The 21,397-nt window shown below is 52.3% G+C and carries 18 protein-coding genes; 13 read left to right on the top strand and 5 right to left on the bottom strand.

All coding sequences use genetic code 11. From position 1 onward, the window contains the following. Positions 1-1,029 precede the first annotated feature (1,029 nt). The 9 genes from H7U12_RS02845 (at position 1,030) to H7U12_RS22525 (ending at position 13,367) form a co-directional block, all read left to right on the top strand. Entirely contained in the window at positions 1,030-4,281 is a 3,252-nt protein-coding gene (locus H7U12_RS02845; RefSeq protein WP_241749067.1) for a SusC/RagA family TonB-linked outer membrane protein, read from the top strand. A gap of 92 nt (positions 4,282-4,373) precedes the next feature. After that, positions 4,374-5,819, top strand: a complete 1,446-nt coding sequence (locus H7U12_RS02840) for a SusD/RagB family nutrient-binding outer membrane lipoprotein (RefSeq protein WP_186632593.1) — start codon at positions 4,374-4,376, stop codon at positions 5,817-5,819. A 114-nt stretch (positions 5,820-5,933) separates the two neighbouring features. Continuing rightward, positions 5,934-6,977: a glycerophosphodiester phosphodiesterase gene (locus H7U12_RS02835; RefSeq protein WP_186632589.1), complete on the top strand. Its 1,044-nt coding sequence runs from the start codon at positions 5,934-5,936 to the stop codon at positions 6,975-6,977. Between the two features lie 126 nt (positions 6,978-7,103). Beyond that, on the top strand, positions 7,104-8,600 hold the full coding sequence (locus H7U12_RS02830; RefSeq protein ID WP_186632586.1) for a calcineurin-like phosphoesterase C-terminal domain-containing protein: 1,497 nt from the start codon (positions 7,104-7,106) through the stop codon (positions 8,598-8,600). 567 nt (positions 8,601-9,167) lie between these two features. Continuing rightward, positions 9,168-10,670 (top strand): ATP-binding cassette domain-containing protein, encoded by a 1,503-nt coding sequence (locus H7U12_RS02825; protein ID WP_186632583.1) that lies wholly within the window; start codon positions 9,168-9,170, stop codon positions 10,668-10,670. 73 nt (positions 10,671-10,743) lie between these two features. Continuing rightward, a complete protein-coding gene (locus tag H7U12_RS02820; protein WP_186632580.1) occupies positions 10,744-11,541 on the top strand; it encodes a phosphatase PAP2 family protein in 798 nt (265 codons plus the stop codon). An 80-nt stretch (positions 11,542-11,621) separates the two neighbouring features. Further along, the gene (locus H7U12_RS02815; RefSeq protein WP_186632576.1) at positions 11,622-12,248 is read left to right on the top strand and encodes a hypothetical protein; all 627 of its coding nucleotides are present in this window, start codon (positions 11,622-11,624) and stop codon (positions 12,246-12,248) included. Between the two features lie 58 nt (positions 12,249-12,306). Next, positions 12,307-13,032 (top strand): glycosyltransferase family protein, encoded by a 726-nt coding sequence (locus H7U12_RS22530; RefSeq protein ID WP_255897555.1) that lies wholly within the window; start codon positions 12,307-12,309, stop codon positions 13,030-13,032. Further along, positions 12,987-13,367, top strand: a complete 381-nt coding sequence (locus tag H7U12_RS22525) for a glycosyltransferase family protein (RefSeq protein WP_255897554.1) — start codon at positions 12,987-12,989, stop codon at positions 13,365-13,367. Before H7U12_RS22530 ends, H7U12_RS22525 begins: the two co-directional genes overlap by 46 nt. Before the next feature lie 18 nt (positions 13,368-13,385). Here H7U12_RS22525 and H7U12_RS02805 read toward each other — a convergent pair whose 3' ends face one another. From H7U12_RS02805 to H7U12_RS02795, 3 genes are all read right to left on the bottom strand, one after another. Next, positions 13,386-14,021, bottom strand: coding sequence for a hypothetical protein (locus H7U12_RS02805; protein WP_186632573.1), 636 nt, complete (start codon positions 14,019-14,021; stop codon positions 13,386-13,388). 222 nt (positions 14,022-14,243) lie between these two features. Continuing rightward, positions 14,244-15,116, bottom strand: a complete 873-nt coding sequence (locus H7U12_RS02800; RefSeq protein ID WP_186632569.1) for a prephenate dehydrogenase — start codon at positions 15,114-15,116, stop codon at positions 14,244-14,246. Positions 15,117-15,291: 175 nt separating this feature from the next. Beyond that, entirely contained in the window at positions 15,292-15,579 is a 288-nt protein-coding gene (locus tag H7U12_RS02795; protein ID WP_186632566.1) for a GNAT family N-acetyltransferase, read from the bottom strand. A 183-nt stretch (positions 15,580-15,762) separates the two neighbouring features. Here H7U12_RS02795 and H7U12_RS02790 point away from each other — a divergent pair, with 183 nt between their 5' ends. Continuing rightward, on the top strand, positions 15,763-16,719 hold the full coding sequence (locus H7U12_RS02790; protein WP_186632563.1) for a CvpA family protein: 957 nt from the start codon (positions 15,763-15,765) through the stop codon (positions 16,717-16,719). Positions 16,720-17,010: 291 nt separating this feature from the next. Here H7U12_RS02790 and H7U12_RS02785 read toward each other — a convergent pair whose 3' ends face one another. Together H7U12_RS02785 and H7U12_RS02780 are read right to left on the bottom strand one after the other, a co-directional pair. Further along, on the bottom strand, positions 17,011-18,483 hold the full coding sequence (locus H7U12_RS02785; protein WP_186632560.1) for a M48 family metalloprotease: 1,473 nt from the start codon (positions 18,481-18,483) through the stop codon (positions 17,011-17,013). Positions 18,484-18,709: 226 nt separating this feature from the next. Continuing rightward, positions 18,710-19,477, bottom strand: coding sequence for an EcsC family protein (locus H7U12_RS02780; protein ID WP_186632557.1), 768 nt, complete (start codon positions 19,475-19,477; stop codon positions 18,710-18,712). A gap of 332 nt (positions 19,478-19,809) precedes the next feature. On the opposite strand from H7U12_RS02780, the gene H7U12_RS02775 reads away from it, so the two are divergent. The 3 genes from H7U12_RS02775 to H7U12_RS02765 all read left to right on the top strand — a co-directional run bounded on the left by H7U12_RS02775 (position 19,810) and on the right by H7U12_RS02765 (position 21,284). Continuing rightward, a complete protein-coding gene (locus tag H7U12_RS02775; RefSeq protein WP_186632554.1) occupies positions 19,810-20,271 on the top strand; it encodes a hypothetical protein in 462 nt (153 codons plus the stop codon). Positions 20,272-20,360: 89 nt separating this feature from the next. Continuing rightward, the gene (locus H7U12_RS02770) at positions 20,361-20,858 is read left to right on the top strand and encodes a putative periplasmic lipoprotein (RefSeq protein ID WP_186632551.1); all 498 of its coding nucleotides are present in this window, start codon (positions 20,361-20,363) and stop codon (positions 20,856-20,858) included. Between the two features lie 96 nt (positions 20,859-20,954). Continuing rightward, on the top strand, positions 20,955-21,284 hold the full coding sequence (locus H7U12_RS02765; protein WP_186632548.1) for a hypothetical protein: 330 nt from the start codon (positions 20,955-20,957) through the stop codon (positions 21,282-21,284). The last annotated feature ends 113 nt before the right edge of the window (positions 21,285-21,397 follow it).

The following is a 21,397-nucleotide window of genomic DNA, read 5'->3' as shown; positions in this document are numbered from 1 at the left end:
AGTTTGTTTTAGTTCGTTTAATTTAGTGTTGTGTAGAATGCCCTGCCTCTGTTCTGGAGGCAGGGCATTTGCGTTTCAGCCCTTTCCGTTTTAGGCCTGTTTTCTGGAAAAGGCACACAATTTAGGAGTGAGGAGAACTAATGCTCTCAGCTTCACTTCTAAACCGCCAATCATCAACTGTCGGTTCTCCCCAAAGGCGCTTTCACATTTCGTCCCCCTTTGAAGGGGGTAGGGGGATGATGACTCCTGCTGATCAAAGCATTCTCAAGGCTCTTCGGGATTTATAACCCCGAAATCGGATAATTGCGGATTTGTAATCCGCCATCCTTTTCGCTTATAGTGGCAGAAATCGGGGATTACAAATCCCCCTCCTAGTTGCTTCGGGATTGCAAATCCCGAAGAGCGCCTTTTTTCTTTGAACTTCAAAGCCCTGCCTCTTTGAAGGGAGGATGATACCTCATGCTGATGATGGCGTTCCCGAAACTGATTCAGAACCTCATTTAGAGCAAATCAGAAGGTTCTTCTAACGGCCTAATCATCTTCAAATTCCTTTTAAGGAGGATGATCTGTGTACCTATTTTCCCTCCGGTAGAAAACCCGCCGGTGAGCAAACGCCTCTCTAAACCGCCTCCATTTTAAGCCAGTTTTCTTGAAAAGGCCTCTAAAGCAGTAGATTAGCTCCGGCGATTTGTTCTGTAAACATTGCCATAACGAAAGGTTTACAATAAGGTAACGCCTTGTTTGGCAGGTCTCCCAAGCAGACAAACTACTTTTGATCAACAAAAAACCTGGTTTAAAACTGCTGACGAAAGCACGAACAGATTAGGGCCAGGTGGTGCTTTTTCAGACCAAACAAGACACGTCATGTACGCCATTCACCCTGGTGTTTTTTCAAATTCCCTCATCCGCTCCCAGTCCTACTAAACTTTTACTGTCCACTAGATCATGAGAAAACCTTTACTCCCTCAACCTAAGAGGAAGAACCAATTTCAGAGAAGGCTATTGCTGGGTTTTTCGTTTCTGGCCCTTATGCCAATGATCGAAGCCCCGGTGCTTGCCGCCTCCCCGCTTACCCCCAGAAACATGCCGGTAGCCCCAAACTTGCTGGCCAAAACGTCTGCTAACATAACCGCCGAAGCCAGCGGAACCGGCCAGCGGCCATCTGCTAGTCAGCAAACCGAAAAAGTAAGAATCTCCGGTACCGTGACCTCCGCCGAAATGGGCACTATGCCCGGGGTGGTGATTACTACTGGCGGTACTGCCGTGGGGGCCACCGACAATGACGGTACCTTCTCCATTCAGGTACCCAAAGGCGAGGAAGTGGTTTTCTCCTTCGTGGGTTATACCTCGCTGAGAAGAACCTTCGGGCAGAATGAGTCAAACGTTTCCGTGACCCTGGTGCAGGACAGCCAGCAACTCACCGAAGTGGTAGTAACAGCCCTGGGTATTGAGCGGGAGCAGAAAGCCCTGGGCTATGCTACCCAGACCGTGACCAGCCAGGAACTCACCGATGCCATGCCCAATAACTTCGCGCAGGCCTTATCCGGGAAAGTGGCCGGTTTGAACCTGATTTCGCCGGGTTCAGGCCCGGTGAATTCCACTAGAATCAGTTTGCGGGGCGATAACTCTCTAAACCCCGGAAAGAACCACGCCCTGATTGTATTGGATGGAGTGCCCATGAGCAGTGAGATAACCAGTTCTGGGGTAGACAACGCGTATGGTGCCGGTTCCGGGGCTGACATTCCGGTGGATTTCGGGAACGGAATTGCTGACATCAACCCGAATGACATTGAGAGCATTACCGTCTTGAAAGGCCCCAGCGCCGCCGCCTTGTACGGGAGCCGGGCTTCCAATGGCGCTTTGATCATCACCACCAAATCAGGAGCCCGCAAAGACAAAGGCATTGGGGTGACGGTGAACACCAACCTCAGCTTCAACGATGTCCTGAAATGGCCCGATTACCAGTATGAGTACGGCCAGGGAACCGGTAAATCCTTTAAAGACGGGCAGCCTTATTACTCGTACCTCCCGTCTGAGGACGGAGCGCATACCGGAGGAACCAGCAGTGCCTTCGGGCCGAAGTTTGACGGTCAGTATTTTTACCAGTATGACCCCACGGTGGAAGGGCAGTCGGCGGAAAGACAGCTTTGGAGACCGTACAAAGACAACATCAAAGGTTTCTTCAGAACCGGGTACACGCTCACCAACAACGTAGCCGTGGAAGGCGGCGGCGAGAATGGCTCCGTCAGGGCTTCCCTCACCCACTCCAAAAACGAGTGGATCATGCCCAACACAGGGTTTGAGCGCCTGACTGCTGCGCTGAGCATCAACCAAACCATCTCCAAAAAGTTAAAGCTCAGCTCTAAAATCAACTTTACGAACAAGAAGAGTGATAACCTGCCGGGCACGGGCTACAGTAACCAGTCCATCGCCTACTTCATGATCTTCCAGAACCCCAACGTAGATCTGGCCTGGTATGAACCCCGGTGGAAAGCCGGACAGGAGCAAATACAGCAGATTCACCCGTTCAGTTCGTTCATAGATAACCCGTATGTGATTGCGTATGAGATGACCAACTCCCTGAATAACTATTCCATAGTAGGGAACCTGGCCGCCACGTATGAGTTCTCGCCCAAATGGGACATCATGGTGCGCTCGGGCATTGATTTCACCGCCGAAGACCGGGCCATGCGGCGTCCGTTCAACACGGCTAACTTCCCGTTAGGGTATTACAAAGAGCAGAACATCTTTGACTACGAGATCAACACAGACGCCTTGCTGACCTATAGAGAGAAGCTGGGAAGCAAGATTGACGTCAGAACCTCGGTGGGGGGTAACCTGAGAGACCAAAGGTACCGTTTTACCGATGGCGTGGTAGATGGCTTGGTGATTCCGGGGGTGTACAAACTGTCTAACGGGATAGGCAACGCCATGATGGCCACTAACCATCGTAACAGAAAGGTAAACAGTTTGTACGCGCTGGCGGCCTTTTCCTTTGAAGACAAGATCTTTGTGGACCTGACGGCCCGGAATGACTGGTCCAGTACGTTACCGGTGCAGAACAGCTCCTTCTTCTATCCGTCCATCAGTACCAGCTTTATCTTAACCGATCTGTTCCGGCTGCCCACTGAGCTTTCTTTTGCCAAGCTGAGACTGTCTGCCGCGCAGGTGGGCAATGATACAGATCCGTACAAGACCAGAAAATATTACGGTCAGAGCGATTTCGCCGGCTCAGGCTCCGTCCCCACCATACTTCATAACATCGATTTCAAGCCGGAGATCACCACCAGCTACGAGGCCGGGATGGAGTATATGTTCTTCAACGGCAGAATTGGGCTGGATGCCACCGTGTACCGGAACTACACCAAAAATCAAATCGTGGACATTCCGATTGACCCAACCACCGGCTATACCCGGGCCGTGTTGAATGCCGGGAAAGTAAGAAACCAAGGGGTTGAATTAATCTTGAATGCCAAACCAATTGACAATGCATTCTTCAAGTGGAGATCAACAGTGACCTGGTCTAAAAACAAGAACAAAGTCCTGGAACTAGCCAAAGTTATTGAAAACCAGCAAGTATTAGGCGTAGGTGGCCAAGCCTCCATCATTGCCACAGTGGGCGGGACTACCGGTGACATCTACGGTTTTGGGTTTGTGCGGAGCCCCGATGGCCAGATTGTGTATGATGAGAACGGTTTGCCTGCCTATCCTAAAGACGTACAGTACATCGGGAACGCCTACGCCGACTGGAAAGGTGGTTTCCTGAACGAGTTCTCCTATAAGAATTTCCGGTTCAGTTTCCTGCTGGATGCTTCTTACGGCGGCATCATTTACTCCCAGACCCACCACAAAATGTCTGAGCAAGGCAAGCTGAAACACACCCTAATGGGGCGCGAGGAAGGCTTTATCATTGGCGATGGCGTGGTGTTGAACGGCGACGGTACGTACACCCAGAATACCAAAAAAGTTAACCCCGCCGATTATTACACCCGGTACTACCGCCGCGCCAACGTAGAGTCAAACTCTTTTGATGCCTCTTACCTGAAACTGCGCGAAGTTCGGCTGGAGTATAACGTGCCTGCGGCTTTCTTAAAGAGAACCAAGTTCTTCAACGGCGCCAGCTTTGCCCTCTACGGCCGTGATCTGGCCATGCTCACCGACTTCCCAATCTTTGACCCCGAAACGGCTGCCCTCAACGGGAACAACATCATGCCCGGTATTGAAATGGGGCAGATGCCTTCCACCAGAACCATGGGCGTGAACGTGACCCTTAAATTCTAGGCAAACCTCCGCTTCGTCATTCCAAAAAAAACGTCTCAGAACTGCCCAAGGCCGTGTCCAACAGTGGGCAGTTCTTTCAAAGAACTAAGACCATGATTTCGATAAAAAAAGCTTTTGCTGTGCTGGTCGTGTTTAACTGCGTTACCGCCGCGTGTACTGATGATTTCGAAGAGATCAACACCGACCCCAACCGCATTGAACAGATCAGTCCGGGTACGCTGCTCAACCCCATCCTCTACGAGATGAGCAGCTTCAACGCCAACCGCGCCGATGACTTCACCTTTGACCTCATGCAAGTAGCGCTTCCGTTCCCAAGTGCTTCGGGCGGCATCCACCGCTATGATGTGAGTGAGAATTCCGGGAGCTCCACCTGGAACACGTACTATCGCTGGCTGACCAACATCAAAGAAATGCAGGCAGCGGCCGTGGAAGCCAATGACCCCAACTATGAGGCGGTTGCTCTTACTCTAAATGCCTGGGTGTATTCCCTGCTCACCGACAGCTTCGGCGACGTACCCATGACAGAGGCATCCCGAGGTGATGAAGGAATTTTGTATGCTGCCTTCGATACCCAAAAATCGATCTATACTAAGATTCTGGCTGATCTGGAAATGGCCAATACCAAGTTTGACACTGACCCTGCTAAAAAAATGGTGTACGGCGATGATGTGCTCTACCACAATGACGTGACCAAATGGCGTAAATTCTGCAACTCGCTGCGGTTACGGTTATTGCTGCGCGTTTCAAAAAGAGAGGAGATGAACGCGGTGACTAAAATGGCGGAGATACTGAACAACCCCGCGCAACACCCGGTCTTCACCTCCAATGCAGATGCGGCCATTTTGCAGATTACGGGTATTCCGCCGTTGATTTCTCCCTGGGGGCGGGCGGTAGACTTTAGAACCGGCCGGGCTGCTTCTTCCTTTTTCATTGACCACCTGAACGCCTTGAATGACCCGCGCCGGCCGAAGTTTTTCACCCAGGCCACCTCCAAAGACGGTAGAACGCAGGTAGGGTACAAGGGCATCCCCAGCGGGTATGAGGGCAGTGACACGCAGTTTGACTATGCGCCTTCTTCCTTCAACGTGGCCCTGGTTACAGCCCCTATGGTAGCGGTGATCATGCCTTACGCCGAGGTGGAGTTTATCAAAGCGGAGCTCGCGTTCAAAGGAATAGTGACCGGTGATGCCAAAGCCGCTTATGAAAAAGGAGTGAAGGCCGCCATTGAACAATGGGGAGCCGTGATGCCCGCTGATTATTTTGCCAATCCGGCCGCGGCCTACAATGAGACTTTAGAACGCATCCTGTTACAGAAATACATCGCGCTTTTCTTCGTAGATTACCAGCAGTGGTTTGAATACCGGCGCACGGGTTTACCGGTGCTGCCTACTACCAACGTGATGATGAACAACAGAGTAGTGCCGGTGCGCTTCCGGTACCCCACCTCGGTGCAGACGAACAATCCGGAGAACTACCGGAAAGCGGTGGAGATGATGGGCGGAGATGACATCAACACCAAAGTTTGGTGGGAAAAATAAGTCCGCTAACTTACCTGCTTGAATAGGCTTGGAGCCTCCCGGGTGCCAGAACCGGAACCTGGGAGGCTGCTCCTGCACATGACGTAACCGTATTTTGCTATGACCAAACCCCCTATGAACCTCGTACCCTCCTGGAAGCTGCTTTTCTGTTTGTTTTTAGGGTTACAAACCAACGCCATGGCGCAAGCGCACCTTTCTCTGACCAAGTACACGTGTAAGCCAGGTGCCACCCAGGTGGGCAGGGTGGTGGTGAGCCCCGCTTTCGGCAGAGAAGCGAAGGTAAAAGTAGTGGGTGCGTCAGCGAAGAGGTTCACGCTGGGGAAAGACAATACGCTTGCCTTAAAGAAGCCCCTGGACACGCCTTGGGTAGACGTAGTGCTGGCCGTGGAGCAGGGGCAAAGCATAGTGCAAGACACGTTCCGGATTGTAAGAGACGAGTTCCTCGTGAACCGGGTGATTGCGCACCGCGGGGCCTGGAAAAACACCGGGGCTACGGAGAACTCCATTGGAGCCTTGCAGCACGCCATCCGGTTAGGGTGCGCCGGCAGTGAGTTTGACGTGCACATGTCAGCAGACTCAATGCTGTTCGTGCATCATGACCACGAGGTGAACGGGCTGCACCTGGAGAAATCTCCGGCGGCCCAGTTAGCGCAGGTAAAGCTTGCCAACGGCGAGTTGATGCCCACGCTGGCGGCGTATCTGCAGGAAGGCCAAAAGCAGAACAAAACCAGACTGATTCTGGAAATTAAACCCTCCGCCATCAGCAAGGAGCGGGGGCAGGCGCTGGCCAGCAAAGTGGTGGCCATGGTGCAGCAGTACAAAGCCCAGGGCTGGGTGGACTACATCAGCTTTGACTATGACATCCTGAAGAAAGTGCAGGAACTGGAGCCCTCCGCTAACATTTCCTACCTCAACGGCGAGAAAGCCCCCAGTCTGCTAGCCAATGATAAAATGTATGGGCTGGACTACCACCAAAGCGTGTTGCAGAAGAACCCGCACTGGATACCGGAAGCCCACCAGCTGGGCCTCACCGTAAACGTCTGGACCGTGAACACCCCTGAGATGATGGACTGGCTGCTGGAGCGCAAGGCAGATTTCATCACCACCAATGAACCCGAGCTTTTACTGGAGAAAATAAAGAAACTCTCAGCGAAATAACTTCTTAGCAACCGCCCATCTAGGCTTCCTGTTTTCAGGCCCTTTTTCCAAAAAGGGCTCTGGAACGACTATGCCTCTACAAAATCCATTTACTTCTCTTTCGTTTAACACCCTATTCTCCCGCACATGTTTAGAAGAAAATTCCTCCAGAGCCTGGGAACACTGGGCCTGGGGTTAACCCTGCCGCTTTCCCCCGTTCAGGCTTTGCCCAATCAGAAAGCCAAAAACCAAAAGATAGACCTTTCCGCTATTTCCATCCGGGGCAAAGTGCAGGCCGGCGGCAAGGGGATTCCGGGCGTAGTGGTGACCGATGGCCTGAACTTGGTGACTACTGATAAGGCCGGGAAGTACACCCTGGAGAGCAACGCCACCGCCGAGTTTGTGTACATCACCGTGCCCTGGGGCTATGAAATTCCGCAGGAGAAAGGAGTGGCCCGGTTTTACCAACCCATTCCGGTGGGCAAGTCCAGTTTCACCGCAGATTTTACCTTGCAGAAACTTTCTCAGGACGATACCAAGCACAATTTCGTGGTCTGGGCCGATCCGCAGATGATCAACAAGAAAGACGCCGAGGAGCTGGTGAATACCTCCGCCCCGGACCTGAAGAAGCTGGTAGACGGCTACGGCAAAGACACCTTGTTTCACGGCATTGGATGCGGTGACCTGGTCTGGGACAAGTTTGAGCTCTTCGAAGATTACCAGAAAGCGGTGGAGATCTCGGGTATTCCGTTTTTCCAGGTCATCGGGAACCACGACATGGACCTGACGGCCCGCACCGATGATGGCTCTGCCAATACCTTTAAAAAGCTGTTCGGGCCTACGTATTACTCGTTTAACCGGGGCGAGGTGCATTACGTGGTGCTGGATGATGTTTTCTTCATCGGGACGGCCAAACGTTACATCGGGTATCTTACAGAGAAGCAGTTGCAGTGGCTGGAGCAGGATCTGGCCTTCGTGAAGCCGGGCAGCACGGTGGTGGTATCGGTGCATATTCCGGTGAACAGCGGGGAGAAAAGACGGGCCAACCTCAAGGATGAATCTCTGGGCGGCGTGGTGTCTAACCGAAAGGAGTTGTACCGCCTGCTCAAACCCTTCAAGGCGCACATCATGTCGGGCCACACGCACGTCTGTGAGAAGGTGATGGAAGGCGACATCATAGAACATACCCACGGCGCGGTGTGCGGTGCCTGGTGGACGGGCCCTATCTGCACCGATGGTTCGCCCAGCGGTTACGGCGTGTACGAGGTGGACGGCTCTGAGCTGAAATGGTACTACAAATCAGTAGGCCATCCGCGCGAGCACCAGGTCCGGCTGTACCCCAAAGGCAGCGTGAAAGACCGCCCCGATGAGATTGTGGCGAACGTCTGGAACTGGGACCCCGCCTGGAAAGTGATCTGGTTTGAAGACGGCGTGCGCAAAGGCGAGATGAAGCAGGAGACGGGGCTGGACCCGCTTTCGGTGCAGTTGCACGCCGGTCCCAACCTGCCCGCCAAGCACAAGTTCGTAGACCCCACCCTCACCGATCACCTGTTCTGGGCCAAACCATCGGCGGGAGCCAAGCAAATCAAAATTGAAGTCACCGACCGGTTCGGCCAGGTCTACACCGCAGCGCAAACGGTCTAACCCAGCTTTGCCCTTTCCTGTACCGTTCCCCAGAGGTGGATACACCTCCGGGGAACGGTTTTTTGCGCCTGTAGAGTCATTAATACCCCCTTCGTTTTAGGCCTGATTTCCTAAAAATACCCTCAAAACGGAACACATCAGCATGCAAGTGAAAAGGTTTCTGTTGATGAGGCAGTTGCTCTTTTCTGAAGAACTTATTCTTTTGTCTCTCCTTTTCCTTTGCCTTTCGCCTTTGTTGGTGTTCTCACCAACAAGCACAACGCCGCGCCTTGCCAATTGACGCAGCAAGGCGATGTACTTCTTTTGACCAATACAAAGCTGTCTACCAGTAAGTAGAACAAACTCGTTTTAGCCCTGATTTCCGGAAAACACCCTCAAAACAGAACCGGCAGAGCCGAACCGGATCATGCAGCTGGAAGCGTTATGAAGGCGTTTTACAAGTGTTTTAAGTAAATCAGGCTTAAAATGCGGAAGTGCCGGGCGCATAAGCTAGGTTAGGCAGGAACAAACTTTTATCTTGAAAGCCCGTCTCAGAAGTTCTGAGCGGAGGCAGTTTTTTGTAAGCGTATGTTTCTTTCACTTCAGCACGTCACCGTTCGGCACCTCCAGCATATTATTTTCCAGGACCTCAGTTTTCAGGTAAACAAAGGCGAACAATGGGCGCTGGTGGGGGAGAGCGGCTCGGGGAAAACCAGCCTGTTGCAGGCCATTGCCGGGAAACTGAACGTGACCGGCGGCCAGATAGACTACGGCTTCTATCACGAGTTTCTGCAAACGCAGGCGATCACGGATCCATTCTTCACCTTCAAAGATCTGATTGCGGAGGTAGGCCAGAAACATTCCTTCCGCAACTTCTCCTCCAATACCAGCACGTTTTACTACCAGCAGCGCTACCACGCCGCTGACGCAGAAGACGCGCCCACGGTAGAAGATTATCTAGCCTCGGTAGACACGCCGCTGGACCGGACTTCAGACTGGTCGCTTAGCCAAGTGATAGAGGTGTTTCAGCTGGAGAAGCTGTTACCCAAGGAACTGATCAAGCTATCCAACGGGGAAACCAAGCGGTTGCTGTTCGCGGCGGCCTTGCTGCGCCACCCCAAGCTGCTGCTGCTGGACATGCCCCTCACGGGCCTGGATGTCACTACCCGCGAAGATTTTCACCGGATTCTGGCCCAAATCGCCGCCTCCGGGATCACCATCATCATGGCCACCGCGGAGCAGGAGATTCCGGATTTCGTGACGCACGTGGCAACGCTGCGGCAAGGGAACCTGATCTCGGCCCAACCCAAAGAAGCATATCAGCCCGATCTGGCCGGAGCAGCATCAGGTGCCTCGGTGGATGTGGCTGCGTTGCAGAATTTACTTTCTGGGGAGGCATTGCCGGTTTTTGAGACCATGGTGGGCTTGAAGGAGGTATCGGTGCAGTATGGCGAGAAGAAGGTGCTGGACAAGGTGAGCTGGCACGTGGCGCAAGGCGAACGCTGGGCCGTGCTGGGCCCGAACGGGGCCGGAAAAACCACGCTGCTGAGCTTGCTCAACGGTGACAATCCGCAGGCGTTTTCCAAAGACATCACGCTGTTTGACCGCAAGCGCGGCACCGGCGAAACCATCTGGGACATCAAGAAGAAAATCGGGTTTGTCTCGCCAGAATTGTTTCAGTATTTCCCCTATCAGCAGACTTGCTTACAAGTGGTGGAGTCGGGGTTGTATGATACGCTGGGCTTGTTCCGGAAAAGCGACCCCCAGAACGCGGCACGGGCCCGGCAGTGGCTGGACTTGTTTGGCATAGCGCAGGAGGCCGGGAAATCTCTGCGGCTGGCCTCGGCTAGTACGCAACGTCTGTGCCTGCTGGCCCGCGCCCTGATCAAACATCCGCCGCTCCTCATTCTGGACGAGCCCTGCCAGGGCATGGATGCGCAGCAGCAACATCGGTTCAAGCAGATCATCGAGGCGCTGTGCGCCAACTCTGCCACCACACTCCTGTACGTCACCCATTATCTCCAGGAGATTCCGGATTGCGTGACCCGGGTGCTGCAACTGGAGCAGGGGCGGGCGCAGGAGAAAGTCTAGGTATCTTGCTGCAAAGCCGTATCTTGCCGTTTTGTAGAAACTACCTGCTCACCTTTTCCGCTGCGCTTTACCTATGAGGAAACATTACGGCCAAAACAAGTTCGCCTTGCTGCTCACCGGCGGAAGCTGGCTTTTGATGGTCTTGGTGGTGTGGCTGCTGCCCATCTCGTTCAGCGGTTATCTACAGGAAGATTGGGACACGCTTTTCTGGTACGTCTTGTCGCAGACGGGCGGTATTTACGGCACACCGGTGCTGGGCGTGCTGCTCTGTCTGCTGGTGGCCAGGCGGCAGCCGGGCCTCAAACTACGGGCACAGTCGTTCACGGTGGCGTTTCTGTTTCTGCTGCTCACGCTGGGCAGCATGGCTATGCTGAATGAGTACATCATCAAGCCCCTGGCGCAGGTGCCGCGGCCCAGCCACCAGTTTCTGCTGGGGGAGAAAGGGCAGGAAGCCTCCTTGCTGGATACTTTTTACCTGCAGGATGCCGCCTCCCGCCGGGCGTATTTAACTCAGTTTCTGAAAAAGAACCCCGAAAAGTACGCCGAGATTTCGCCGCTGGTGCTGGAGCACTGGGTGAGTGAGGCGGGCTACTCTTTCCCCTCGGGCCATTCACAGAACGCGTTTCTGCTGGGTTCGCTGCTGACCATGTGGCTGGGCCTGCAGCTGCCGCGCAAACGCCGGCCTTGGTTGGTGCTGCCCTTGCTGTGGGCTGTTCTGGTGTGTTTGTCACGGGTGGCGCTGGGCGTCCACTCAGAGCTGGATGTTTCCTTGGGGTCGGGCACCGGCATGTTGCTGGCGTATTTCTTTTCTTTGTCTGGGGTATTGAAAAAAGCGTTTCGGGAAACCACGCACCCCCAGGATATATCGTAACCGCATAAGTAAAAGCCTTATTTGTGCCTCAATATCCAGATATATAGTATTTTAATCAAGATAGTTAATATCTTAAGGATATGAGACGAATACTATTCCTGCTGTTTCTTGCTCTTTGGTGTTGTGCTACCAGCTTAAAAGCTCAGGACACTGTGTATGTTGTGAAACCCCGTTTTTACTTCCAACTAGGGGTGGGTTATCCGCTACCCTACAATAGGCAACCCGCAGCTAATGCGGCAGTAGTGTTGGAAACAAAAAGGAACTTTGCCTATGGAATAAGATATTTTGAACACCTCTATCTGCATCAAGTGCCTTCTTCTGATCATGTTGATAAAAAGTATGTGCCAAATCATGAATACCGTGAAATCAATCTGAGTGTAGGCAAAATAATGGCCCTCAATAAGAAGTTATTTCTCACAACTTCTGTAGGTCCATCCTATGTGAATTATATAATGCCATACAATGTGAAGAAAGTACCTTCCCCAAATAATAGCTGGGGAGGCTTTTTTAATTCTTCCATTTATGAATATGAGATAAGGAGATTTCATCTGTTGGGGGTTAGCCTGCGGGGGGACTTGGCTTTTTATCCGAGGCGAAAGGTAGGAATGAGCCTGGGTGGGTTCCTTAGTCTCAATCAAAAAAATACCCAGGGAGGGATAGATCTGAATTTATTAATTGGGGGCACCTTACGCGAGAAGAACCATTAGAAATTAAATAAGTCTGCAACTTGCAATAAGCCTTGTAGAAAGCAAGAAATTACCTTACATGAAAATTCTATACGGAGTGCCCGGCGAGGGCATGGGCCACGCCACCCGCAGCAAGGTGATCATTACATATCTGTTGGCACAGGGCCATGACGTGCAGGCCGTGTCCAGCGCGCGGGCCTTCCAGTTCCTACACCAGGCGTTCCCCGGGCGGGTGCACGAGATCAAGGGCTTTCACATTGCGTACCGGAACGCCGCTGTCTCTACCGTCAACACCGCTTTGCTCACGCTGCGCACAGCCCCGGCCAACCTGAAGCTGAACTTCAACCGGTACCGCGAACTGATGGAGCAGTTCCGACCAGAGGTGGTGATCTCCGATTTTGAGTCCTTCAGCTACTTCTTCGCGAAGCACCACCGCCTGCCCATCATCAGCATTGACAACATGCAGGTCATCAACCGCTGCCAGTTGGACATTCCGGTGTTGCCCGAGTGGAAAAGCAGTTTTCAGGTGGCTAAGAATGTGGTGAAAGCGAAGGTGCCGCGCTCGGCGCATTATCTGGTGGCCTCGTTCTTTTCAGCGACCACTTGCAAGGAGAACACCACAGTGGTGCCGCCCATCATCCGGGAAGCCATTCTCCGGGCGAAGACCAGCGTGGGGAACCATGTGCTGGTGTATCAGTCTAGCACGAACCAGAAAAACCTGTTGCACACCTTGCAGCAACTGCCGCAGGAAACGTTTATGTGTACGGATTCAACAAAGACGAGCAGCACGGCAACGTACACCTGAAGGCGTTCAGCGAGGAAGGCTTCATTCAGGATCTGGCCTCGGCCAAGGCCGTGGTGGCCAACGGCGGTTTCTCTTTGCTGAGCGAGGCCGTGTTCCTGCACAAACCCATCTGCTCGGTGCCCATTCCCAAACAATTTGAGCAGTACCTGAACGCCGCCTACGTGGAGAAACTGGGGTACGGGCGGTATTTTCCAGAGTTTACCCCAGACGGACTCAAGGCGTTTCTGTACGAGGTGCCGCAGTTTCAGGAGCACCTGAACGGCTATCAGCAGGAGGGGAACGAAGTTCTGTTTAGGGAATTGGAAAAGCTGCTGGCGGAAGTGGTGGCCCCTTAAATTCGGTTCAACTCTACCTTACCCACCAGCCTCTTCCAGGTGCACGTAGTAGCGCGTGATCTTGTTCCACTGCAAATCCTGGAACCCGGCCCAGCCGCCTTCCGAGATGAGGGTGTTGAGCAAACCGCGTCCGCCGGCTTGGTCGCCCTGGTTGTTGGGTTTCTCTTCGTGGCCAATCTCAAAGCCCATCAGTTTGGTGCCGTCGCGCAGGACCCGGAACGTGCTGGTGGCTTCGTCGGTGAAGAAATGCTTGACCTCGTCGCCATCGTTTCCCTGTTTCTGGGCCTCAGGTTTGGGACTAGGGCGAACCACGAATTGCGCTATGTCTTCTTCCTCCACTACCTCCACCACGGTGACCCAGTTTTCAATGGCCGTGGCGGGCAGAATAATCTGCATGAAATCGCCCACGCGGGCTTGCGTGGCGTCTGATTTGTTTCCCTGGGCATCATACAACTGAAAGGTGGAGTTGATGCCGGGCAGCAAAGACCATCGGTTCACATCAAACAGCTTCTGCTTGGACCGCGCGAACTCTCGCCGGGCGGTGGCTTCGTCGGGGTAGGAATTTTCGTTGTAGAACAGTTTGTCCTTTGCATTTTCGCCCTTCAGTACTTCCCACTCTTTTTTTACCTTGTTCAGCAAATCTGAAATGCCCATTTCTCTTCTGGTTAAGTGATGCCGTTAATCTTTATGACTTGGAAAAGATACGCGGCCGGGCCGGGGAAGTTAAGGTGCGCCCGGAGATCCGGTGGGTTTTGCGGCTAATTCCTGAAAAGGAGCACAAAAACGGAGGCCTGCCGGAAGACACGCAGCCGGAGGAAAGCAAAGAAATCAGGTCTGTTTTAGGGCTGATTTTGGGAAATCGGCCCTAAAACAAGCTTACTTCACCGGGGAGATTTGGGCGATGCCATCCAGCACCGGCCTGATCTGGTTGGCCTGTTGCATCATCTGGTACAGCTGGTTGGTCTCGCCGTTCAAAAGGCACTGGTGGAATTGCTGCAGGTGCTTGATGTACTCGGCTAGGGCGTGGCTCAGGAAATGGGCGTTCTGCTCAAAGATGGGGGCCCACATATCAGGGGAGCTTTTGGCCAGACGCACGGTAGACGCGAAACCGGAGCCCGCCAGCGCGAAGATGTTGCGTTCGTCTTTCTCCACGTCCAGCACGGTTAAGCCCAGCAGAAACGAGCTCACGTGCGAGAGGTGCGAGACGTAGGCCACGTGCTTGTCATGCTCCTCGGGTTGCATGTAAATGGTCTTCATGCCCAGGATGTTGAACAACTCCTCGGCGGCAGAAAGCGCGCGTTCAGAAGATAATTCCTTCTCGCAGATAATGTTCATCTTGCCCTGGTACAGACCTTCCAGCGCGGCAGTAGGGCCCGAGTTCTCGGTACCGGAAATGGGGTGCGCGGCCACGTACTGCGCCCGGTTGGGGTGCGCTTTCACGGCTTCGCACAAAAGGCTTTTGGTGGAACCCAGGTCAATGACTACCGTCTGCGGCGGCACCAGGTCCAGCAGCGAAGGCAGCATTTTCTGAATGGCGGTGACCGGAATGGCCACCAGAATGAGGTCCGAAATAGCCGCGGCCTCGGGCAGGGAAAGCACCCGGTCCACCAACCCGATCTCCACCGCCTGGGCGGCATTCTCGGGATTCTGGTCTACCCCAATCAACTCGGAGGCAAAACCCGCTTTTCTGATGTCTATGGCCGCGGAACCGCCTATCAGCCCGGTCCCAATGATGGTGATGGTTTTCATGATGGAGTGCGTACGCAGGGTAGAAACACGAAGGTACTATAAGTTTTCCGATCGGGGTTCATTCCCGCTGGCGTACGGTGGTCCGGAGGAAGGAAGCGGTGCCGTTTAAGGGCTGTTTTTACGAAAATAGCCCCTAAACGGCACCGCTTGCTGAATGGCTCTGCGGCTGGGCCGCTTACTCCTGGGCCAAGAAGGACTGGTACTCGGGGTGGCGCTTTACGTAGGTTTCCACCACCGGGCAGGAAGCCACAAAGGTCAGGTTCTTCGCTTTTACGTACTCCAGCGCCGTTTTCACCAGTTTGTCGGCGAGCCCTTGGTTGCGGTGGCTTTCCGGCACAAAGGTGTAGTCTAAATCAAGTTCCTGGTTTTCGGTGATGGAGTAGGTGAGTTCCGCTTCCTCGCCCTCCAGCTCCATGTAAAACCTGAGATCTTCTTCATCGTGAATGACATCTGTCTTGTCCATAGTTCTCTCCCGTTTAAATCGTTCTATACGAAAATGACCGCCGAAGTGGTGAAAAACCGTATTTACCCGTGCAGGAGCCGCATAAGTACCGGAAACCGAAAAGGAGCCTCGGGGGTAAAAGAATCAGGAAATGTAGCCGATTAGTGCTAGTTTCCCTTTCTATCCCAACCTGCATTGCCGCCTATGAACTACATAGATGTATTGCTTCTGCTCATCGTGCTTTCTAGCCTCTGGACCGGTTGGTACCGGGGTTTTGCCTACGGAATGCTGGATTTGGTCCGGTGGGTGGGGAGCCTGATCATCGGGTTGAGTTTGTACCCGTACGTGGCCGAGTGGCTGGAAAAGTTGGTGGATTGGAATGAACTCTGGCTGCTCCCCATTTCCTTTTTCATAGTGGCGGTGCTGGCCAGCATTCTCATTCAGGCGCTGGGCGATTGGGTTTTAAGCCGATTTCCGGGAAACGTGCACAAAACCAAAACCAACCAGGTGCTGGGCTTGCTGCCCGGTTTGTTGAGCGGCCTGGTGACTGCCATCATTGTGGTGGTGTTGCTAAAGGCGTTTCCGCTGCCGCAGAACATCCAGCAGGAGGTGCAGGACAGCGGACTGGCCTCGCGGTTTTCCGCGTTCTCAGAGAAGGCCGAGCTGGCGCTCTCGCCGGTATTTGACAAGGCCCTGAACCGCACCATGAGCAAACTCACCGTGCAACCCGGCTCCGAAGAGGTGATTGAGCTGCCCTACAAAGTCACCGAGATGAAACCTCGCCCCGACCTGGAGGCCGAAATGCTGCAGCTGGTGAACGCGGAACGCGCCAAGCAAAACCTGGCCCCGCTGGCCGCCGATACTTCCCTGCGCCGCGTGGCCCGGCTGCACTCCGAGGACATGTTCCGGCGTGGTTATTTCTCGCATTACACCCCAGAAGGCTGGAGCCCGTTTGACCGCATCCGGAAAGCCAGAGTCCCATTCCGGCTGGCCGGCGAAAACCTGGCGCTGGCCCCCACGCTGGAAATTGCGCACAACGGCCTCATGAACTCGCCGGGACACCGCGCCAACATCCTCCGCGACCGGTTCGGCCGCGTGGGCATTGGCGTGCTGCAAGGCAGTGACCGTAGACTTATGATCACGCAGAACTTCCGGAATTAAAGAAGTTGAAAGGAGAGGAGATTACTCGCGGCAAGTGAAAATGAGCCGTTTTCAGGAAAACAGGCGTAAAACGCCTTGCTCGACAAACTAAGTCATCAGACCTTTCTAGCTAACTTACCTGCTTCTGCTTTTCTGCCGGGAACTGTTGTTTGAATTAACGATTCTGAGGCAGATTGAGAGATGGAACGGAGGAAAGAATCCGTTCATCATCGAAACGAATTACTTCCAGACAGCTCATAAAAAAGGCTGCCCCAAACCGGAGCAGCCTTTTCTGGTGGAAGACCGTGCTGGTTACTTTTCGATCACTTTGATCAAGGTATTGGCTTCTACCCGGTCGGTCAATTGCATGCCGTTCAGGATGGCCATTTCTTCCAGGCGCTTGTCAGGAACGTTGTAGGTGCGGAGAACCTGCGACAGGGGCGCTCCGGTTTTCACCGTCTTGATGCGCACCACCTCCGGTTTGCGGTTCAGTTTCTCCTGATCGGTGAGCTGCCGAAAGTTCTGGGCGACGGTGCTGAACGTCTGGAAATACGTATTGAAATCAGTAGTAGAAGTCACCCCGGTGAGGTTGTAGATGTTACCGCCGTACTGGATGAAATAGCTCAAGGCCTGGATGGGGGCTGCTTGCTGCTGCTGAGCCTGTTGCTGCTGTTGTTGTTGCGGCGCCTGCTGCGAGATAACGGCCAGGGCGGGCAAGCCATTCACCGTTACCTGCTTTGATTCCACGGCCTGCAGTTGGTTATCGGTGAGCATCTTCTGGGCGGCGGCCTCTAGCGAGGTGCCCTGGGCCAGACGCAGGAACATCAGGGCTTTGCCGTCCTGAGGGGCCATCTGCACCTGCTGCGGTGAGTTCTGGTGCTGCCATCCGGTGGGGATCGGGAACTGGAACTTCAGCTCGGGGTGGTAGAAGATGCTGTTCTCCACGAAGCCTTGTTTGGGATCTTCGCCGTAAATGAGTCCTTCCAGCATTCTGAGATAGCTGTTGCGGCCTTCCTTCAGGGTAGCCGAGTTGGTTTTCTGTTTCCACTGGTCGGCTAACTGGTGCACGGTGTTGTAGCGGTCACCAGGGTTGGGGTGGCTGGAAAGGAACGTAGGAATCTCCTCCTGGCCGCTCTGTTGCGTCTGCCGCTGCAGGGTCTGGAAGAAATCGGCCATGTGGCTCGCGTCATAGCCAATCTTGGTGGAGTACTCCACGCCCAGCTCATCGGATTGCCGCTCATCGTCCCGCCCAAATTTCAGGAACAGAAGCCCCGCTCCCTGCGAAAGCTCATTCCCGAACTGCGCCAGCCGAGGCGAGGCGATCATTCCGCCCATGAGGAGCACTTGGGTCAGGGTAGATTTACTTTGCTGCTGCGCCGAGTGCCGGGCCGTGATGTGCCCGATCTCGTGCCCTAGCACGCCCGCAAACTGCGCCTCACTGTTGAAGTGCGCCATGATGCCGCGCGTGAAATAAACGTAGCCGCCCGGCACGGCAAAGGCGTTGAGCACCGGAGAGTCTACGATCTTGAATTCATATTTGAGGTTGCTGCGGTGCGAGATGGCCGCCATCTGCTGGCCTTTCTCCTGGATGAACCGCTGTAGAGTGGGGTTCTCCACCAGGCCGTATTGCGCCACAATCTCCGGGTCGGCTTGCAGGCCCATGGCTACTTCCTGTTCCTCAGACACAAAGTTGATGTCTCGTTTCCCGGTAACGGGGTTGGTAGCGCAGGAGTTGAAAGATAGAATGGCCGCCATGGCCACACTACAGGTAAGAAGTCTTTTCATAGCGGTAGGGTTAAGGCTCAAGTAGTATTACTGACAGTACTAACCAGTACCGCAGGGTGTACTGTACTTAGCAACGTGTTTAGAAAATATTGGTTACGGTGTGCTGTTTTATTGGATTTATCTTAGGATGGTGAAAATGCAAAGGCAGGTACGTTTTTAGGCTGTTTTCAAGAAAGTAGCTCTAAACGCACCCAAGGCAAACCCAAAGCACCCGTAACCGGAGTAGTTACAGCACCTCGTCTGAGGCGGGGGGAAGCCGATTTAGGGCAGACAGTTCTTTCCAGCGCATGCGGTAAGCGTTCATGGCGGTAGTGCCCAGTTTTTTGAGCAGATGGTAATTGGCCACCGCGCCCACGGGTGCCCCGATGACCGGAATCAGTTGGGCCATCTTGGCCAGGTCTATGTAGTCGCGGTACTCTTGCTGGAAGGTGCGCCAGTCAAACTGGTGAATGTCCTGGGGCAGGTGCAGTTTCTGGGTTTCCCAGTCCACCATCTGCCCGTAGACGTGCCGCCGTTGCTGCTGTCCGCTGAAAGCCAACTGGAAAATATGCAGCAAATACACCCGCTCGCGGTAATCTTCCACCGAGTGGCCGTACAGGGCGGCAATGTCGAACAGCATCTTCAGCTTGATGCCCAACAGCAGCGGAAAATCTGCCAAACCCAGCAGAATGCCGCCCGCGCCGGTGATGCCTCCCTCGGCGGCGGCTGTTTTCTTGTAGAAATCGATCCGGTCCAGCACCTGGGTTTCCTTCAACTCCATGGTGGCATGGGAGTACGGCTTACTGGTGGTGTACTTCGCCCCGAACAACACCGCCCGTATCATCTGCTTGATGGACGCGGTAATGGCCTGGTGTACTTTCTCGGGGATGATGCTGTTGATCTTCTGCTGCACGCCCCGCGTGAAGTGGCTCATCAAAGACGGCTCCTTTACCATCTGCTGCTGCCATTCACGCAACTCCTGGAGCATCTTTTCTTCGTAGGGGGTGGCAGTCATAACAGTGGCAGAATAGTGGACAAAACGCTCTGCGAAGAACGGATTTTAAAGGGAATAGACAAAGGAGCTAGTCCTATAAGTGAAATTGCAAGCGGCATTTTACTAGGTATTTTCCAGAATGAACGGAAAGCAGCTTGCATTGAAGCTTCCATCTTGTGTTCTGAGCCTGCGCCTTCTTGAGGATTTAGGGATTCTCTCTATATTAGGGTAGAAAAGGAATGCAAGGCTCCTTCACTTTTCAAAGCCTTGAAGAATTTCTAACATCCAGCCAAAGTGCAGATAAGCGTATGTTTACGTTTATCCGATAGTTGGCAGGCATATAAAATACAAAGATGAGAATTGTTTTACTTCTACTATTTACCCTTTCAATCAATACGGCTATTGCATGTTCTTGTGCTGGTTCGACAATATTTGAGAACTTCAAGGGCTCCGATGTTGTGTTTAAAGGAAAAGTGATTGATGTTAAAGAAGTAAAAACCAAAGAAAAAACGACATCAGGACAAACAGTGGATTATAAGCGTTATGAGTTTAAATTTGAAATCAAGAACAGGTACAAGGGATTAAAAAGTAAAGAGCCAGTAACAATCATAACAACAGGAGGCGGCTCTGATTGTGGTAACTATTTCGACCTTGGGAAAAGCTACATTGTCTATGCCTATAAAGAAGATATGATGCTCAGCTTTTCCCTAATGGACAGGAAAACGGACGAGAACCTAAGCACAAACTTATGCACAAGAACCAAACAGGCGTATCCATGGACTTTCCTTGAATCCCTAGTTCTTGATATACTTTAAAAGAAATACGCCTGCCAACAATGTATAAACGGCAGCCTTCGGCCGACGGCCTTGGCCGTCGTTTATACTAGTCCGTTAGCAATAAGAGAATGAAGAAAAGTTTACTATTCATTTATTCAATTTTGGTTTTCAGTCTTAGTGGCTGTTCATGGCTATCCAGTTTCTACATAATCAATAATACTCAAGATAAAATCATAATCACTTTCTCACTAATGCCAACTCAAAGAAGTGATTATGATTTTGCAATAAAGGACACCATTGAATTCTATAAGCTTAAAAAAGATTGGAAATCGGAAGATAGTAAACTGACAAAGGACAGTTCTGGCGGTACATATTTAAAAGAAAACTGGGACGGACTAGAATATTATAAGATGATAATCAACCCTTACTCAGCGGCTTCAAGCGGAAGCAACTTGCCTAACTTCACCTTTCAAGAAAAATCTTATCGACGCGAAATATTTAGCAATATCATAGAAATGCAAATCATTCGACAGGATACGAAAGATACTGTATGGCTCAAGCCTTCTTTTTTAGCTGATTTTTCTAAGCAGCTAGGTAAGTTTGATATAGCGCTTGTACTAGAATAAAACTCCTATTGCTAACAATGTTTAAACGTCACCCTTCGGCCGACGGCCTTGCGCGTCTTTTATATTAACCGTTGGTGGTAATTATAAATATAAATAATGACACTTGTCGAGTTAATTAAGTATCTGGAAAGTGAAACACAATTACAGAAGCTTTATCAAGAAATAAATCTGGATACTGAATCAGAGGCAGTTCTTGCCTATATGAAAGATAGTTTAAATCTAAACTCCGACATTGAGTTCTTCTCCATTGAGTGTACGGATGATGAAATTGAATTTGAAAAAGATGGGATTAAGTATTACCAGTTGTTTCCATTAGAATATGGAGTTGAAATTTACTCTTATTTCGACGACGAATTTAGAAGAAAAAAATATAGTGATATAGATAAAGCAAAAAGAGTACTAGATTACATCGTAAATGACGCTTAAACTTTAGTATAAAAATAGCTACCACTAACACTGTGTTCTATGGTAAAAGCAACAAAAAGCGCATAATTTTTCCAAGAATCCCTTCCAATCCACCCACTTAACTCTGCAGGCAC

The organism is Rufibacter sediminis (genome assembly GCF_014269285.1).
Lineage (GTDB): Bacteria > Bacteroidota > Bacteroidia > Cytophagales > Hymenobacteraceae > Nibribacter > Nibribacter sediminis.
The sequence above is the reverse complement of the archived record's forward strand: the minus strand, read 5'-3'. Positions and strand labels throughout refer to the sequence as shown.

Bases quoted from the DNA above. Each gene is read 5' to 3' on its own strand.
- H7U12_RS02845 (WP_241749067.1), top strand. From the start codon at position 1,030: ATGCCAATGATCGAAGCCCCGGTGCTTGCCGCCTCCCCGCTTACCCCC.
- H7U12_RS02840 (WP_186632593.1), top strand. From the start codon at position 4,374: ATGATTTCGATAAAAAAAGCTTTTGCTGTGCTGGTCGTGTTTAACTGC.
- H7U12_RS02835 (WP_186632589.1), top strand. From the start codon at position 5,934: ATGAACCTCGTACCCTCCTGGAAGCTGCTTTTCTGTTTGTTTTTAGGG.
- H7U12_RS02830 (WP_186632586.1), top strand. From the start codon at position 7,104: ATGTTTAGAAGAAAATTCCTCCAGAGCCTGGGAACACTGGGCCTGGGG.
- H7U12_RS02825 (WP_186632583.1), top strand. From the start codon at position 9,168: ATGTTTCTTTCACTTCAGCACGTCACCGTTCGGCACCTCCAGCATATT.
- H7U12_RS02820 (WP_186632580.1), top strand. From the start codon at position 10,744: ATGAGGAAACATTACGGCCAAAACAAGTTCGCCTTGCTGCTCACCGGC.
- H7U12_RS02815 (WP_186632576.1), top strand. From the start codon at position 11,622: ATGAGACGAATACTATTCCTGCTGTTTCTTGCTCTTTGGTGTTGTGCT.
- H7U12_RS22530 (WP_255897555.1), top strand. From the start codon at position 12,307: ATGAAAATTCTATACGGAGTGCCCGGCGAGGGCATGGGCCACGCCACC.
- H7U12_RS02805 (WP_186632573.1), bottom strand. From the start codon at position 14,021: ATGGGCATTTCAGATTTGCTGAACAAGGTAAAAAAAGAGTGGGAAGTA.
- H7U12_RS02800 (WP_186632569.1), bottom strand. From the start codon at position 15,116: ATGAAAACCATCACCATCATTGGGACCGGGCTGATAGGCGGTTCCGCG.
- H7U12_RS02795 (WP_186632566.1), bottom strand. From the start codon at position 15,579: ATGGACAAGACAGATGTCATTCACGATGAAGAAGATCTCAGGTTTTAC.
- H7U12_RS02790 (WP_186632563.1), top strand. From the start codon at position 15,763: ATGAACTACATAGATGTATTGCTTCTGCTCATCGTGCTTTCTAGCCTC.
- H7U12_RS02785 (WP_186632560.1), bottom strand. From the start codon at position 18,483: ATGAAAAGACTTCTTACCTGTAGTGTGGCCATGGCGGCCATTCTATCT.
- H7U12_RS02780 (WP_186632557.1), bottom strand. From the start codon at position 19,477: ATGACTGCCACCCCCTACGAAGAAAAGATGCTCCAGGAGTTGCGTGAA.
- H7U12_RS02775 (WP_186632554.1), top strand. From the start codon at position 19,810: ATGAGAATTGTTTTACTTCTACTATTTACCCTTTCAATCAATACGGCT.
- H7U12_RS02770 (WP_186632551.1), top strand. From the start codon at position 20,361: ATGAAGAAAAGTTTACTATTCATTTATTCAATTTTGGTTTTCAGTCTT.
- H7U12_RS02765 (WP_186632548.1), top strand. From the start codon at position 20,955: ATGACACTTGTCGAGTTAATTAAGTATCTGGAAAGTGAAACACAATTA.